Annotated in this window: 13 protein-coding genes; 8 read left to right on the plus strand and 5 right to left on the minus strand. The window is 59.0% G+C overall.

The annotated features are described in order from the left end of the window. Positions 1-35: 35 nt before the first annotated feature. From LG374_RS08955 to LG374_RS08970, 4 genes are all read right to left on the minus strand, one after another. A complete protein-coding gene (locus tag LG374_RS08955) occupies positions 36-1,847 on the minus strand; it encodes a tol-pal system YbgF family protein (protein ID WP_225757368.1) in 1,812 nt (603 codons plus the stop codon). Between the two features lie 74 nt (positions 1,848-1,921). Next, on the minus strand, positions 1,922-2,758 hold the full coding sequence (locus tag LG374_RS08960; RefSeq protein WP_225757369.1) for a PTS system mannose/fructose/sorbose family transporter subunit IID: 837 nt from the start codon (positions 2,756-2,758) through the stop codon (positions 1,922-1,924). Positions 2,759-2,769: 11 nt separating this feature from the next. Further along, complete coding sequence (locus LG374_RS08965) at positions 2,770-3,570, minus strand: PTS mannose/fructose/sorbose transporter subunit IIC (protein WP_225757370.1); 801 nt, start codon at positions 3,568-3,570, stop codon at positions 2,770-2,772. 10 nt (positions 3,571-3,580) lie between these two features. Further along, the gene (locus LG374_RS08970; RefSeq protein WP_225757371.1) at positions 3,581-4,546 is read right to left on the minus strand and encodes a mannose/fructose/sorbose PTS transporter subunit IIB; all 966 of its coding nucleotides are present in this window, start codon (positions 4,544-4,546) and stop codon (positions 3,581-3,583) included. Between the two features lie 191 nt (positions 4,547-4,737). On the opposite strand from LG374_RS08970, the gene LG374_RS08975 reads away from it, so the two are divergent. The 6 genes from LG374_RS08975 to LG374_RS09000 all read left to right on the plus strand — a co-directional run bounded on the left by LG374_RS08975 (position 4,738) and on the right by LG374_RS09000 (position 10,824). Continuing rightward, on the plus strand, positions 4,738-5,439 hold the full coding sequence (locus tag LG374_RS08975; RefSeq protein ID WP_225757372.1) for a 5'-methylthioadenosine/adenosylhomocysteine nucleosidase: 702 nt from the start codon (positions 4,738-4,740) through the stop codon (positions 5,437-5,439). Between the two features lie 202 nt (positions 5,440-5,641). Continuing rightward, positions 5,642-5,926: a co-chaperone GroES gene (locus LG374_RS08980; protein WP_225757373.1), complete on the plus strand. Its 285-nt coding sequence runs from the start codon at positions 5,642-5,644 to the stop codon at positions 5,924-5,926. A 37-nt stretch (positions 5,927-5,963) separates the two neighbouring features. Then, a complete protein-coding gene (gene groL, locus LG374_RS08985; RefSeq protein ID WP_225757374.1) occupies positions 5,964-7,607 on the plus strand; it encodes a chaperonin GroEL in 1,644 nt (547 codons plus the stop codon). Between the two features lie 73 nt (positions 7,608-7,680). After that, the gene (locus tag LG374_RS08990) at positions 7,681-9,159 is read left to right on the plus strand and encodes a DUF945 family protein (RefSeq protein ID WP_225757375.1); all 1,479 of its coding nucleotides are present in this window, start codon (positions 7,681-7,683) and stop codon (positions 9,157-9,159) included. Positions 9,160-9,259: 100 nt separating this feature from the next. Beyond that, positions 9,260-9,886 carry a DUF6683 family protein gene (locus LG374_RS08995; protein ID WP_225757376.1) on the plus strand — a complete coding sequence of 209 codons (627 nt, stop codon included), beginning with the start codon at positions 9,260-9,262 and terminating at the stop codon, positions 9,884-9,886. A gap of 167 nt (positions 9,887-10,053) precedes the next feature. Next, a complete protein-coding gene (locus LG374_RS09000; RefSeq protein WP_225757377.1) occupies positions 10,054-10,824 on the plus strand; it encodes an ankyrin repeat domain-containing protein in 771 nt (256 codons plus the stop codon). Positions 10,825-10,875: 51 nt separating this feature from the next. Here the strand turns inward: LG374_RS09000 and LG374_RS09005 are convergent, their stop codons facing one another. After that, complete coding sequence (locus LG374_RS09005) at positions 10,876-12,465, minus strand: ABC transporter substrate-binding protein (RefSeq protein WP_225757378.1); 1,590 nt, start codon at positions 12,463-12,465, stop codon at positions 10,876-10,878. 138 nt (positions 12,466-12,603) lie between these two features. Between LG374_RS09005 and oppB the strand changes: the two genes are divergently transcribed. Continuing rightward, positions 12,604-13,566: an oligopeptide ABC transporter permease OppB gene (gene oppB, locus LG374_RS09010; protein ID WP_225757379.1), complete on the plus strand. Its 963-nt coding sequence runs from the start codon at positions 12,604-12,606 to the stop codon at positions 13,564-13,566. Beyond that, entirely contained in the window at positions 13,563-14,450 is an 888-nt protein-coding gene (locus LG374_RS09015; protein WP_225757380.1) for an ABC transporter permease subunit, read from the plus strand. Before oppB ends, LG374_RS09015 begins: the two co-directional genes overlap by 4 nt. Position 14,451: the final 1 nt, after the last annotated feature.

Genomic DNA, 14,451 nt, shown 5'->3' on the forward strand with positions numbered 1-14,451 from the left:
CGTCCTCTACGGTTGTGTGTGGGTGCCGGTTTGGATCATGGTGTCTGTCCATCTTGCAGTTGGGCAGCGGCGCGGCGGAAGAGGTCGCGATGCGGGTGGTCGGGGTAGCGCGTCAGCAGTTGTTGCAGGATGGTCAGGGCTTTATCCGTTTGGCCGTTGTGAGCGAGGGCGAGGGCGGCGAGGTAGTAGTTGTCGGCGAGGTGCGGGTGTTCGGGGTTGTTTTTGGCGAAGTGGCGGGTGAGGGCGAGGACGGTCAGGTATTGTTGCTGTTTGGCCGCTTGCTGGGCGAGCGGGCGGATAATGTCGGCGGGCAATTCGGCAGGATGGATGCGTTCGAGTTCGGGCTGGATGAGGTCATAACAATGGGTGCTGCCGCGTGCGGCGGCCACCATCAGGCGGTGCAGCAATGTGTCCTGCGGTTGCAGGGCGTAGCGGCGCTGGTAGGCGGGGAAATAGATGGCGGGATCGTGCTGGGTGTCAGTGTAAGGGGCAAGCAGGGCGAGTCCCGCGTCAATCTGGCCGTGCTTGAAGTGTTCGTCCGCTTCTGCCAGGGCGCGGGCGAAGGTTTGCTGTTCTTCGAGGCGCATACGGGTGACGTCGGCTTCTTTGAGCAGTTCGAGTTCGGGCGGGATGAGGTGTGGTTCGCTTTTGTCGGCCACGGCGGCGATGTTGGCTTTGGGGGTACGCAGGAGGCGCGGCGGGGCATCGGGATTGCTGAGTTGCGGCTCTTGTTTGTCGGTAGCCGTGGGTTTTTCGGCGGCGGGAATGTCGCTCAAGCTGGTGCCGCGCAGTAGGGGCGGCGGTGCATCGGGGTCGGTGAGCTGCGGTTCTTGTTTGCCTGGCGGGGCTGTTTTGTGTGCTGCGCGGGCAGCGGCAATGGCGCGGCGCAGGCGGGAAGGTGAGGTTTCTGCGGCTGGGGCGGGGGCTTCTTGTGGGGCGTTGTCGCTAGGAGGCTCCGCTGTGGCAGGCGATGCGGCGGGATGGCCGCTCGCAATGGCGAGGCGGGTGCGTTCGTTCAGGCTCATGGCGGGTTCGTCGTCTTCGTCTTCACGCGGATAGGTCCAGGCGGCGGCGCTGTAAATATAGGTGATGAGCCAGCAGGCGAGGGCGGCGATGATGGCGGCGTTTTGGTAATAGTTGAGCGGAATTTTGCTGTAGTCGTAGCCGTTGGCGGCGATGCTGTCCATGGTGGCGAGGAGTTGTCCGCCGAGGTGCTGTTGCCAGAAGTGTGCGATGGCGTAGCCGACGCCCGCAGTGGCGCCGCTGATGAGGATGAGCAGGATGAGATAGCGCACGATGCCGATGCTACCGATGGCGGCGGCAAGGCTGGGAAAATCGAGCATGGTACTCGCATTGCGTTCGTTCAGGTAGCTGAGGGGGAGCGCGGGCAGGAGGAGGCAGGCGATGAGGGCACAGGCGCCGTTGAGATAGGGGGCGATATTTTTGCCGATGCCGAGGTTGTAGCAGATAAAGGGAGCAGCGCCGAGGAGGATGGCAAAGAAGAACAGGCCGATGAGGTAATGGAACAGGTCGCCGGCGGTGGCTTCGCTGAGTGGCAGAAAGCTGGCGCTTTTGTGTCCGGCGCAAATGCGGGCGGCGTTATCCAGGGTTTTAGCGATAAACAGCAGGAAGATAACGGCCAGGATGCCCCACACACGCGGCGTGGGCGGTATCCAGGTGAAGGTGTCGGTTTCTGCCCGCGCCAGGAAATGGGCGGTGAGGTCACCGAGGTAGAGGGTCCCCGCAACGACGATGAGGGCGGCAGTGAGCAGGATGTAGAACAGGTTGCCCGGGCGCAGGGTATAGAAGAGGCCGCGCAGGGTGTTGCCGATGATGGTGCCGTTCATGGGTATTCCTTTACTGTTGCGTGGGGTGGGGGGAAATGCGGCACCGGAGCGCAAGCGCTCCGGTGCGGGTGGGGTTAAAGACCGAGGACGCCGGCGTAACGTCCAAGGATGCCGAGGGCAAACATCGCAATGATGATGACGATGGCACTGACTTTGCGCTTCAGCAGGTACATGCAGAGGAAGGTCAGGAGCAGCGGCACAAGGTTGGGCAGGAGGCTGTCCAATACCGATTGCACGGTAACGACCACTTCTTCGTTCTTCTGGTTGGTGTAGCGGGCAATTTCCAGCGGGATGTTGAGGCTGGCCCAACGCGCCACCAGTCCGCCCATCACGAAGAGACCAAGAATGGAAGCGCCGGTGGTCAGTTTTTGCAACTGGCCGCCTTCCATGTCGCTCACGATTTCCGTGCCTTTTTCGTAGCCGTATTTCATGCTGTACCAGCGGGTGAGGATACGGATGATGTTGATGCCGATGAAGAAGAGCAGCGGGCCGATGATGCTGCCTGTCGCGGCGAGTGAGGCGCCGAGGGCGGCAAGGATGATGCGCGCGGTACCCCAGTAAATCGGGTCACCGACGCCGGCCAGCGGCCCCATCAGACCGACTTTCACACCGCTGATGGCACCATCGTCAATCGCGGCACCGTTGGCACGCTGTTCTTCCATCGCGGCCGTCACACCCATGATGGCGGAGCCAATCCACGGTTGGGTGTTGAAGAATTCGAGGTGGCGTTTCAGGGCGGCAGCACGTTCTTCTTTGGTGCTGTACAGGCGTTTGATGGCCGGCATCATGGTGACGCAGAAGCCCATCGACTGCATCCGCTCGAAGTTAAACGAGCCAAGGAGGAAGGTCGAGCGGGCGTACATGCGGTAGAGATCGCCCTTGGTCAGTTTTTTAGTTTGGTTTTCGCTCATGGTGGTTCTCCTTATAGTCCTTCGAGTTCGTCATCGGCCAGCGGGGCTTGGCGCGCGACAGGGCCGCTTGCAGCAGCGGATTTGTTGAAGCGCGGGCTGAGCTGGATGTAGAGGATGGCCAGCACGGTGCCGATGATGCCGAGGGCGATGAGGTTGTAGCTGGAGAAAACGGCGACGACGAAGCCGAGGAAGAAGAACGGCATCAGCGCGCGCACGCTCATCATGTTGATAACCATCGCATAACCGACGACGACGATGGCGCCACCGGCGATACGCAGACCTTCGGTCACTTCGACCGGGATTTTGCCGAGGATGGCTTGCACGTTGTCAACGCTGGCGGTGGCAGCAACCAGCGCGGCCGGAATGGCAACACGCAGGCCTTGCAGCAGCATGGCGCCAAAGTGGCAGAATTCGATGCCCCGGAAATTGGCGTCTTTGGCAAATTGGTCTGCCTGGTGCTGGAAGAATACGGCGATGGTACGCACGAAGATGGTCAGCATCTGTCCGGCGACGGCGACAGGGATGGCGACGGAGATACTTTCCGTGACCGGCAGGCCGCCCTTGATGACCAGGATGGCGGAAACGACACTGGCGAGTGCCGCATCCGGCGCCATGGCCGCGCCAACGTTCATCCAGCCGAGGGCGACGAGTTCGAGCGCGCCACCGACCATGACGCCGGTGCTCAAGTCACCGAGGACGAGGCCGACGAGGGTGCAGGCGACGAGCGGGCGGTGCGTTTGCCGTTCATCAACAACGGAACCGATACCGCAGATAAGTCCCACCAGGGAGACGAGGATAATGTCTAAGCCCATGTTTGTTCTCCTAGAATTGAATGTTTGCCAGTTTCGGCATGACGTCTTCTTCGGCGTTAGTCGGCAGCTGTTGCAGCGTCATCTTCACGCCCATCTCGTTCAGTTTCTTGAACGCGGCCAGGTCATCGGCATCAATGGCGACCGCCTGGCTGATGAGTTTGCAGCCTTCGCGGTGCGTCATCCCGCCGACGTTGACCTTCTTGATGTCCACGCCGCCTTCGATGAGGCGGACGATGTCGCCGGGTTTCGTCACCAGCCACAGCACCTTGCGGTCGGCATACATCGGGTTGTGCCAGACCTTGATCGCTTTATCGACCGAAATGACATAAGCCTGCAAATGCGCGGGCGCGACCTGCAACAACAGCTTGGCGCGCAGTTCGTCTTTGGCGACATCGTCGCTGATGGCAAAAATGGCATCGCATTTCACTATCTTGGCCCAGCTGGAGGCGACCTGACCGTGAATCAGGCGGTTATCAATGCGCAGCAGCGGGATTTCCATATGGCCGGAAGTCGGGCGGCCAGCGCGGCGGTCCACCGCAGGTGCGGCAGCGGCGGGCGCAGTGGGGGCGGTAGCGGCAGCAAGCGGGGTGCGGAAGGCCTTGGTGCCTTCGCGCGAGGCGTTATAAGCGCTTTCAACCAGTTGCGGCACCGTGCTGTTTTCATCGCGGCTATCCAGCAGTTCCAGCAGCATCGGCAGGTTGACGCCGGACAGCACGTCCATGCCTTCATGCGCAGAAGCGAGACGTACCGCCGCGTTGTATGGGCTGCCGCCGAACAAATCGACCAGCAACAACACCGCCTCAGGCGAGCCTTCGGCGGCGACAATCTCTTCATATTTGCGCAGCAGGTCATCCGGCCCTTCCCCGGGCATGAACGTTACCGCATGCACGCTCTCCGCTTCGCCGTACACCATCGCAGCGGATTTGACGAGTTCGTCGGCAAACCGCCCGTGGCAGGCAACAATCAATGGAATCATTGTGTTACTACTCTCTTTTTATAGTTACGGATGATAAAAAAGCGGGGTATCGCCCCGCCGCATACCGGCAGACATCCGGCTGTCGCACAGCGCGGAAATCATATAAAAACTTTAATAAACTATCAATGAAACCGCATGGTACGGGCATTCATCGTACAATGCCCGCACAAAGAAACACGGAGACCACAAACATGAACAACGCCCCCATCGCCATCATCGGCGCGATGCAACAGGAAGTGGCCCTGCTGCAAAGCCGCATCAGCCAGGCAAAAACCGATACTGTCGCCCACATCGCCATCACGCGCGGCATGCTCGCCGGTAAACCCGTCCTGCTCGCGCAAAGCGGCATCGGCAAAGTGAATGCCGCCATCACCACCGCGATTCTGCTCGACAAATACAATGCCGCCTACATTATCAATACCGGCAGCGCCGGCGGCCTGCAAAGCGGCATGAAACAGGGCGATGTCGTCATCGGCGTGCAGACCGCACACCACGACGCCGACGCCACGGCTTTCGGCTACGCCATCGGGCAAATCCCGCAAATGCCGCCGCGTTTTGACAGCGACGCGACCCTCATCGAGCACGCTGAACATGCGGCGACCGCCTTCGACGGCGCCGCCGTGCACCACGGCCTTATCGTCAGTGGCGACCAGTTCATCAACAGCGCCGACAAAATCGCGACCATCCGCACCCATTTCCCCGATGCCATGGCGGTCGAAATGGAAGCCGCCGCCATCGCCCAGACCAGCTACCACTTCAGCCGCCCCTGCGTCATCATCCGTGCCCTTTCCGATCTGGCTGACGGCGAAGCCGAATACAGCTTCGAGCAATTCCTGCAAACCGCCTCGGTACATTCCGCCGAGATGGTGGAAAACATCGTGCGGCGGATTTGATCGTTCCTTCATCCGCGCAGAAAAGACGGCAAATGCCGTCTTTTTTTGTGGCTTGTGCGGCTTCCATCGCAATAAAAACAATATCCTACAAAAAAAAATCATCGAATCCTTGAAAGCGGAAACCCCCAACCCTATCTAGGGCCTTGTGTGATTAACACCCCCGCTTCCTAGCGGGCTTTCATTTTTACATTAGGAGAAAAACATGAACCTTCGACCCTTGCACGACCGCGTCATCGTCAAACGTCAGGAAAAAGAAACCACCACCGCTGGCGGTATCGTCCTCGCCAGCAGCGCCGCTGAAAAACCCTCTGAAGGCGTTGTCGTCGCCGTTGGCCCGGGCAAAGTCGTAGACGGCGCCCTCCGCCCGCTGGATGTCAAAGCTGGCGACCGCGTCCTCTTCGGCAAATACACCGGTTCCGAAGTCAAAGTAGATGGCGAAGACTACGTCATCATGCGCGAAGAAGAAATTTTCGCCGTCATCCAGTAACCATCCGATTTCAATAAAATTTTAGGAGTTTAAGCATATGTCAGCCAAAGAAGTCCGCTTCGGTGAAAACGCCCGCAAAGAAATGCTCAAAGGCGTGAACATCCTCGCTAACGCCGTAAAAGTCACCCTCGGTCCGAAAGGCCGCAACGTCATCCTCGACAAAGCCTACGGAGCCCCGACCATCACCAAAGACGGCGTTTCTGTCGCCAAAGAAATCGAGCTGGAAGACAAATTCCAGAACATGGGCGCGCAAATGGTGAAGGAAGTCGCTTCCAAGACCAACGACGTTGCCGGTGACGGCACCACCACGGCGACCGTCCTCGCCCAAGCCATCGTCAGCGAAGGTCTGAAAGCCATCGCTGCCGGCATGAACCCGATGGATGTCAAACGCGGCATCGACAAAGCCGTTGCTGGTGCTGTCAAAGCGCTGCACGACATGTCCAAACCGTGCGAAACCCACGAACAAATCGCCCAGGTCGGCACCATCTCTGCCAACTCCGATAACACCGTTGGCGAAAAAATCGCCGAAGCGATGGAAAAAGTGGGTAAAGAAGGCGTCATCACCGTTGAAGAAGGCCAAGGCCTCGAAGACTCGCTCGAAGTCGTCGAAGGTATGCAGTTCGATCGCGGCTACCTCTCGCCCTACTTCATCAACAACGCGCAGAACCAAAGCGTTGAATTGGATGCACCCTACATCCTCCTGCACGACAAAAAAATCAGCAACATCCGTGATTTGCTGCCGATCCTCGAAGGCGTCGCCAAAGCCGGCAAACCGCTCCTCATCGTCGCTGAAGACGTCGAAGGCGAAGCGCTCGCTACCCTCGTCATCAACAGCATGCGCGGCATCGTCAAAGTCGCCGCTGTCAAAGCGCCGGGCTTCGGTGACCGCCGTAAAGCCATGCTCGAAGACATCGCCATCCTCACCAACGGTCAGGTCATCTCCGAAGAACTCGGCATGACCCTGGAAAGCTCCGACATGACCGTGCTCGGCACCGCCAAACGCGTTGTCGTCGCCAAAGAAAACACCACCATCATCGGCGGTAATGGCGATGCACAAAAAATCGAAGCCCGCGTTGCCAGCATCCGTGCGCAAATCGAAGAATCCACCTCCGATTACGACCGTGAAAAACTGCAAGAACGCGTTGCCAAACTGGCCGGCGGTGTTGCTGTCATCAAAGTGGGCGCAGCAACCGAAGTCGAAATGAAAGAGAAAAAAGACCGCGTGGAAGACGCACTGCACGCTACCCGTGCTGCCGTGGAAGAAGGCATCGTGCCGGGCGGCGGTGTTGCCCTCATCCGCGCCGTCAGCGCCATCGAAAGCCTGAAAGGCGATAACGACGATCAGCAAGTCGGTATCGACCTCGTCCGCCGCGCAATGGAATACCCGCTGCGCACCATCGTCGCCAACGCGGGTGGCGAAGCCGCTGTGGTCGTTGACCGCGTCAAGAGCGGCAAAGGTAACGACGGCTACGACGCCGCGACCGACAAATACGTCGACATGCTCGCCGCCGGTATCATCGACCCGACCAAAGTGACCCGTTTTGCCCTGCAAAACGCCGCTTCTATCGCGGGCCTGATGATCACCACCGAAGCGATGGTCGCCGAAATCCCGAAGAAAGAAGAAGCTGCCGCTCCGGGCATGGACGGTATGGGAGGCATGGGCGGCATGGGCATGATGTAAGCCCCGCTTGAGCCAAGCACTAGCCGGATTCCCACGGGAATCCGGCTTTTTCATAAACAATTCCCTAAAAAACATGAAAAAAATCCTCACTCTCGCCGTCATCCTCGGCATTACCGCCGCCGGTGCCCCCTATCTCGCCGGTCAGCTCACCGAACAACGCCTGTACGACAAAGTTGATGGTTCGCTTGGCGAACAGGCTGCCAAACACCTGGGACTCAAACTTGGTCTGGAAAACTACCAGCGAGGCTACGCATCATCGACTGCTACCCTCACTATCAGCACAGGTGACACCATCCGCCGTTACCCGCTCGACATCCGCCACGCGCCGCTGACCCTCACCGGCTTCGACATCACCCGCATCACCATCAAGCACCCCGCAGAGGCGCAATTACCCGACGGAGATTTGCGCGTCAACCTGCTGCGTAACCTCACCTACACCCAACACATTCCCGCCGAAGAAAAAAACGGCAATACCTTCAAGGGGGCGGACATCACCATCCAAGGCCCGGAGAAAGGCTTCCCGCTCAACAACACCCTCACCCTCGACATGCACGGCGTCCAGCAGGACAAAAGCACCTTCGAACCGGCGCAAATCACCTTCAACTACACCGACAGCGGCCTGACCCTGAACAGCCCGGTCATCAACTACCGCGATGACGACATCCAGGCCATCCTGCGCAACCCGCAAGTCAGCCTGCCTTTCATCACCGTGGATGGCAAACAGCTGCCTGCTCGCGTCGAATACCGCCTTGGCGAAAGCAGCTTCAAAACTGACGACGGCGATATTGACCTGAGCCTGCGCGACAACAGCCTCCTCCTCGGCATCGAAGAAGAAAACAGCACCTACAACCTCATCGCCCGTCTCGACAGCCAGTTCACCATCGCTGGCGAGACCGCAAGCCAAATCAAAATGCTGCTGCCCGTTGTTCCCGACCAGTTTCACTTCGACTACACCCTGAAAAACCTCAGCCCGCAAAGCGTACAAGCCGCTGCCGACCTCTTCCAGCAAGCCAAACCGCTACGTGGCGACAACAGCGCCGCCGCACTCGCGACGGACAGCATTAGCCAGCTCACGCAAAACCTGCCGTCCAACACCCTGGATGCCATGGTGGACAGCAAAGAACGCAGCGAAGTGCTGGTTGACCAACTACAACGCGACCTGCTTGCGCGCGACCTCGGCCTGCACCTCGCCTTCGCCCTGAATGGCGCAGGTAAAGGCATCGGCGTTGACATCACCCTCGCCGAACACATCAAGAGCGAAGCCGACCTCGAAACCTTCAAAAATGGCAGCAAACCGCCGCTCGCACAATACCTGCACGGCAGCCGCCTGCATGCCCACATTGACCGCGCCGTACTCGGCGGCCTGCTCGGTCAGTTCCTCAGCGCGGACGAACTGGCAAGAATGCACTTCGTCGCTGCTGACGACCGCTACACCCTCGATTTTGCGATCAACGCCGACGGCTACCAACTCAACGGCAAACCCCTGAGCGACGACGAACTTGCCGACTTCATGCGCGACCTGTTCGGCGCTGCATTGGGTGCGGAATACTGAATATTGCGGGGAAACCACGCGGTCAGCCCGCTTGGCTGCCCCGCAAACCCAGTAACCGTCCCGCTTGGCAGTCGCCGCAAACCTATAACGGAGAAACCTCATGAAAAAACAATTTCTTACCCTCGCCATCCTCGCCACCCCGCTTGTTGCCAATGCGGATAATGAAGCCGTCGGCACCCCGCTTACTGCGCCGCCGGAGATTGCCGCCGTCTTCGCTGGTTCCGCCGGTACTGCGCGGACAGCCGAAGCCTACGATGTCAGCCCGGCAGAACTGGACCGCGCCATTGCCACCTTCACCAACGGTATGCCGGGCGACAGCGCGCAATGGGCCGTTGCGCTGAAAAAGAGCTTTACTGCCTTCGAAGCCAATCATCCGCATACTTTCGGTGCGGCGCTCGGTGCCTTCCTTTTCAACAATTACCTCGTCTATCACGACTTGCCTCTGGATGACGCCGCAGATGCCGGTATGAAAAGCGTCATCGCCCAGTACGACCGCCTTGTGCGCGAACATCCGGAGGACTATGCCGCCGCTGACAAAGAGAAATACATCAGTATGATCATGGCAGGTTCCTACGCCGCGATGGTGCTGCACGGTCACCATCAGGACAAAAGCCTCGCAGGACAGTACGCCTTCCTGAAAAGTGCCGCCGGGTCCGCCCTCGAAAACTACTTCAAGGTCCCCGTTGACCGCGTTGTCCTCGAAAACGGTCAACTGATTGCCCGCTGACCGTCCCCCCTTTCGCCCTTTGGCGAAAGGGGGCAATTGGAATACGCATGAAGCTGCCTTGGCTCCACCCTTCCGGTTTGGACGCCCTGCGGAAAATACCGAAGGCAGCGATTCTGACATCATCAATGCCTCGCCTCGCACCGCCCTTTGTCCATCAAGGAAACCCCATGAAAAGACCCTCGCTCATCCTCGCCCTCCTTGCCGCCCCGCTTGCTGCAACGGCAGATAACGAAGCTGTCGGCACCCCGCTCACTGCGCCGCCGGAGATTGCCGCCGTCCTCGCCCGTCCCGTGAATCCCACCCCTCAAGCCGAAGCATCCGCACAGGATCAGGCGTTGTTTACTGCTGCCAAAGCGGGCGACAGCGCGCGCTGCCGCGAACTCATCAAGCAGGGCGCAAACCCGAACGCTATCCACAAAGAACTGTCCCTGCTGGACTGGGCGATCAAAGGAGGCAACAAACGTGCCGTGACCACCCTGCTGGAAGTCGGCGCCGACCCCAACTTCCTCGGCCCGATGCGCGATACCCCGATGCACCTCGGTGCTATCGTCCACGACCCGTGGTATCTGAAAACCCTGCTGGCACACGGCGGCGACCCGAACGTACGCAACGTCCTCGGCGAAACCCCGCTCTTTCGCGCCATCGACTGGGGGGAAACCAGCAAAAACATCGACCTGCTGCTCAAAGCCGGGGCAGACATCCACGCCAAGGCGAAAGACGGCCGTACCCTGCTGCACCAGGCCGCACTCGTCCACGCGCATGACGACTTGTGGCGCTTCCTGCAAATGGGCGTTGACCCGCGCGCCAGAGACGACCTAGGCAACACCTTCCAGCGCGACTTTTTCCCCTACCCGCACAAAGAAGCGTTCGGTAAAAAAGTGCGTGCCTGGCTGGAGAAAAACGGCATTCCTGTCGAGAGCGAAGCAGACTGGAAATAGGAAAGAAAAAAAGCCGCCCGCAGGCGGCTTTTTTTATTCACGCAAGGCGCGTTATTTTTCGATCCGCAGGAAGCGGGACGGGTTCAGGTTCATGACGTTGGCGGTATAGCCTTTGACGTAGGGTTTGACCAGGCGTTTGCTGACGTAGCTGTAAATCGGCGCGATGACGTAATCGTCCACCAGTTGTTTTTCAGCAGCTTGCAGCAGTGCAGCGCGTTTGCCTGCATCCTGTTCCTGACTCGCTTGTTGCAGCAGTTCGTCGTATTTGGCGTTGCTGTAGCCGGAGTCGTTTAGCCCCGCCTTGCTGGTGTAGAGTTCGAGGAAGGTGTTGGCATCGTTGTAATCGCCGATCCAGCCCGCGCGGAAGATTTGGGTTTGCTGTTTTTCCTGGCGGGTGGCGAGGAAGACTTTCCATTCCTGGTTGGTCATCTCGGTTTCGACGCCCAGGGTCTTTTTCCACATGGCGGCAATGGCAACGGCGATTTTTTTGTGGTTCACGTCGGTGTTGTAAAGCAGTTCGACGTGCAGCGGTTTGTCTTTGCTATAGCCCGCTTCGGCGTAGAGTTTTTGCGCCCGCTCGTTGCGCTCTTGCTGGCTGAGGTCGGCGTAGGCAGGGTGGTAGTTGTCGTAGCCGTTGATGCCCGGCGGCACCATGCCGTAGGCGGGTTTTTCGCCGACGCCGGTGATTTTGCCGGTGATGATGTCGCGGTCGATGGCAAGCGACAGGGCTTCGCGCAGTTTCGGGTTGTCCTTGAAGGGCGGACGGGTGAGGTTGAAGCCGTAGAAGTAGGTGCCGAGGTAGGTGCCAATGACGAGTTCGTCTTTCAGGTTTTCCCGCAGCCATTTGATCTGGTCGTCGGGGATTTCGTAGGTCATGTCGAGTTCGCCCGCCCGGTAACGCTTGATTTCGGTGTTTTTGTCTTCGGTCGGGTAGTAGATGACCTGGTCGATTTTGACGGTGTCTTTATCCCAATAGGTGTCGGATTTGGCCAGGGTGATGTGCGCGTTCGGCTGCCAGGCGGTCATTTTGTAGGCACCGTTGCTGACGATGTTTTCCGGGCGGATCCAGGCTTTGCCGTGTTTTTCCACGATGTGTTGCGGCACGGGTGCGGTGCTGGCGTGGGTGAGCATGTCAAGGAAGTAGGGGGTGCTGGCTTCGAGTTCGACTTGCACGGTGTATTCGTCCAGCGCTTTGATGCCAAGCTGGCTGAGGTCTTTGATTTCGCCTTCGGCGATGGCCTGGGCGTTTTTCACCGGGTAGAGGAGGAAGCCGTATTTGCCGCCGGCGGCGGGGTCAACGTCGCGCTGCCAGGCATAGACAACGTCGGCAGCGGTCAGCGGGGTGCCGTCTGACCAGGTGGTGTGGCGCAGGTGGAAGGTGTAGGTTTTGCCGTCTGCCGAGATGTCCCATTTTTCGGCGACGCCGGGGATGATGTTGGCGGCACCGTCGCGCGTGGTCAGACCTTCGAAGAGATCCAGCATGATGTTCGCTTCTGGCATGCCTTCGGCGATTTGCGGGTCGATGGTCTTCGGCTCGGAGCCGTTGCCCCGGCGCAGCACGGTTTCGGCATGGGCGCTCTGCATAATGCCGCTTATGGCTACGGCAAGCAGGGTTAGTAGTGTTTTTTGTCGGGTTTTCATGGTTTTGCTCCGGTTTTGCGTCTGTAAGGAGGTTTTTCAGCCTACCACAATCATTTTTCATGCGTTATTATCCGGCGACGCCTGTCGGCGCTTTATTTTTTATCATCATGATTTTGCAAGACTTATGGGAGTCTGCTTATGTTCCGTTATGTGTTGCGCCGCTTGCTGGTGGCGATTCCGACGCTGCTGGTGATTATTTCTCTGGCGTTTTTTATGGTGCGTGCCGCGCCCGGTGGGCCGTTTGATCTGGAGCGTAAGCTGCCGCCGGAGATTGAGGCGAACCTGAACCGCGTCTATCATCTCGACGAGCCGCTTTATCAGCAGTATTTCCGCTATATGGGCAATGTGCTGCGCGGCGATCTGGGGCCGTCGTTCCAGTATCCCGACCGTACGGTGAACGAGATGATCAGCGACGGTTTTGCCGTGTCCTTCCAGCTGGGCATGACGGCGATCGTGATCGCCGTGCTGCTGGGTTCGCTGCTCGGCATCAGCGCCGCCATCCGCCAAAATAGCAACGCCGATTACGGCATCATGAGCTTTGCCATGATCGGTATCACCATTCCGAATTTTGTCATGGCGCCGCTGCTCACGTTGCTGTTCGCAGTTGATCTGCGTGCCTGGTTTTTGCAGCACGGCTGGAATGATGCCTGGCTGCCGCGCGCCGGCGGCTGGGGCGAATACGGCATCACTCAGGCGATCCTGCCCGTGACTTGCCTTGCCCTGCCGCAGATTGCCTATGTTGCCCGTCTGATGCGCGGCTCAATGATCGAGGTGCTGCATACCAATCATGTGCGCACCGCCCGCGCCAAGGGATTGACAGAATGGCAGGTGATTGTCCGCCACTGCCTGAAACCGGCGTTGCTGCCGGTGGTCAGCTATCTCGGCCCGGCCTGCGCGGCGGTGATGACCGGTTCGGTCGTCATCGAGCAGATTTTCGGCATCCCCGGCATTGGCCGCTATTTTGTCCAGGGGGCGCTGAACCGCGATTACACCCTCGTTCTCGGCGTAGTCGTGTTCTATGGCGCGCTGATCATGCTGTTCAACCTGCTGGTTGACCTCGCCTATGCCTATCTTGATCCGAAAGTGAGACTGCAATCATGAGCCAAGCTGTTTCTTTGACCAAATCCGCCACCCCACAAGGGCAGAGCCTGTGGAAACTGGCCCGACGTCGCCTGCTGCGCAACAAGGCGGCGATGATTTCCTTCGCCATTCTCTTTCTTCTCACCGTTCTTGCTCTGATTACGCCGTATCTGCGCCCATTTGCCATTGATGAAGTCTTCTGGGACGACATGGGCACGGCGCCCAGTCTGGAAAACGGCCACTGGTTCGGTACCGACGTCAACGGCCGCGATCTCTTCATCCGTACCATGTTCGGCATCCGTATCTCCTTGCTCGTCGGCCTGTGCGCGACAGTGGTCAGCCTCATCATCGGCGTTACCTACGGTGCCATCGCCGGCTACGCTGGTGGTCGTCTCGACAGTGTGATGATGCGCGTGGTGGATGTGCTCTACGCCATGCCGTTCATGTTTTTCGTCATCCTGCTGATGGTCTTTTTCGGCAAGAACATCTATCTGATGTTTGCCGCCATCGGCGCCATCGAATGGCTGACCATGGCGCGCATCGTGCGCGGCCAGGCGATGAGCCTGCGCCACAAGGAATTTATTGCCGCTGCTGATGCGCTTGGTGTCTTGAGCGAGAGCATCATCAAGCGGCATATCGTGCCGAATACGCTGGGCACGGTGATTGTGTACGTGACGCTCACCATCCCCGCCGTCATCCTCACCGAGAGTTTCTTGAGCTTCCTCGGCCTCGGCGTGCAGGAACCGATGACCAGCCTCGGTGTACTGATTTCCGAAGGGGCGAAACAAATGGAAAGCGCGCCGTGGCTGCTGCTGTTCCCGGCGCTTATCCTCGCCACCATCCTTTTCTGCTTCAACTTTATCGGCGACGGCCTGCGCGACGCCCTCGACCCGAAAGACCGGTGAG

It is taken from the genome of Cardiobacterium sp. Marseille-Q4385 (assembly GCF_916618745.1).
Lineage (GTDB): Bacteria > Pseudomonadota > Gammaproteobacteria > Cardiobacteriales > Cardiobacteriaceae > Cardiobacterium.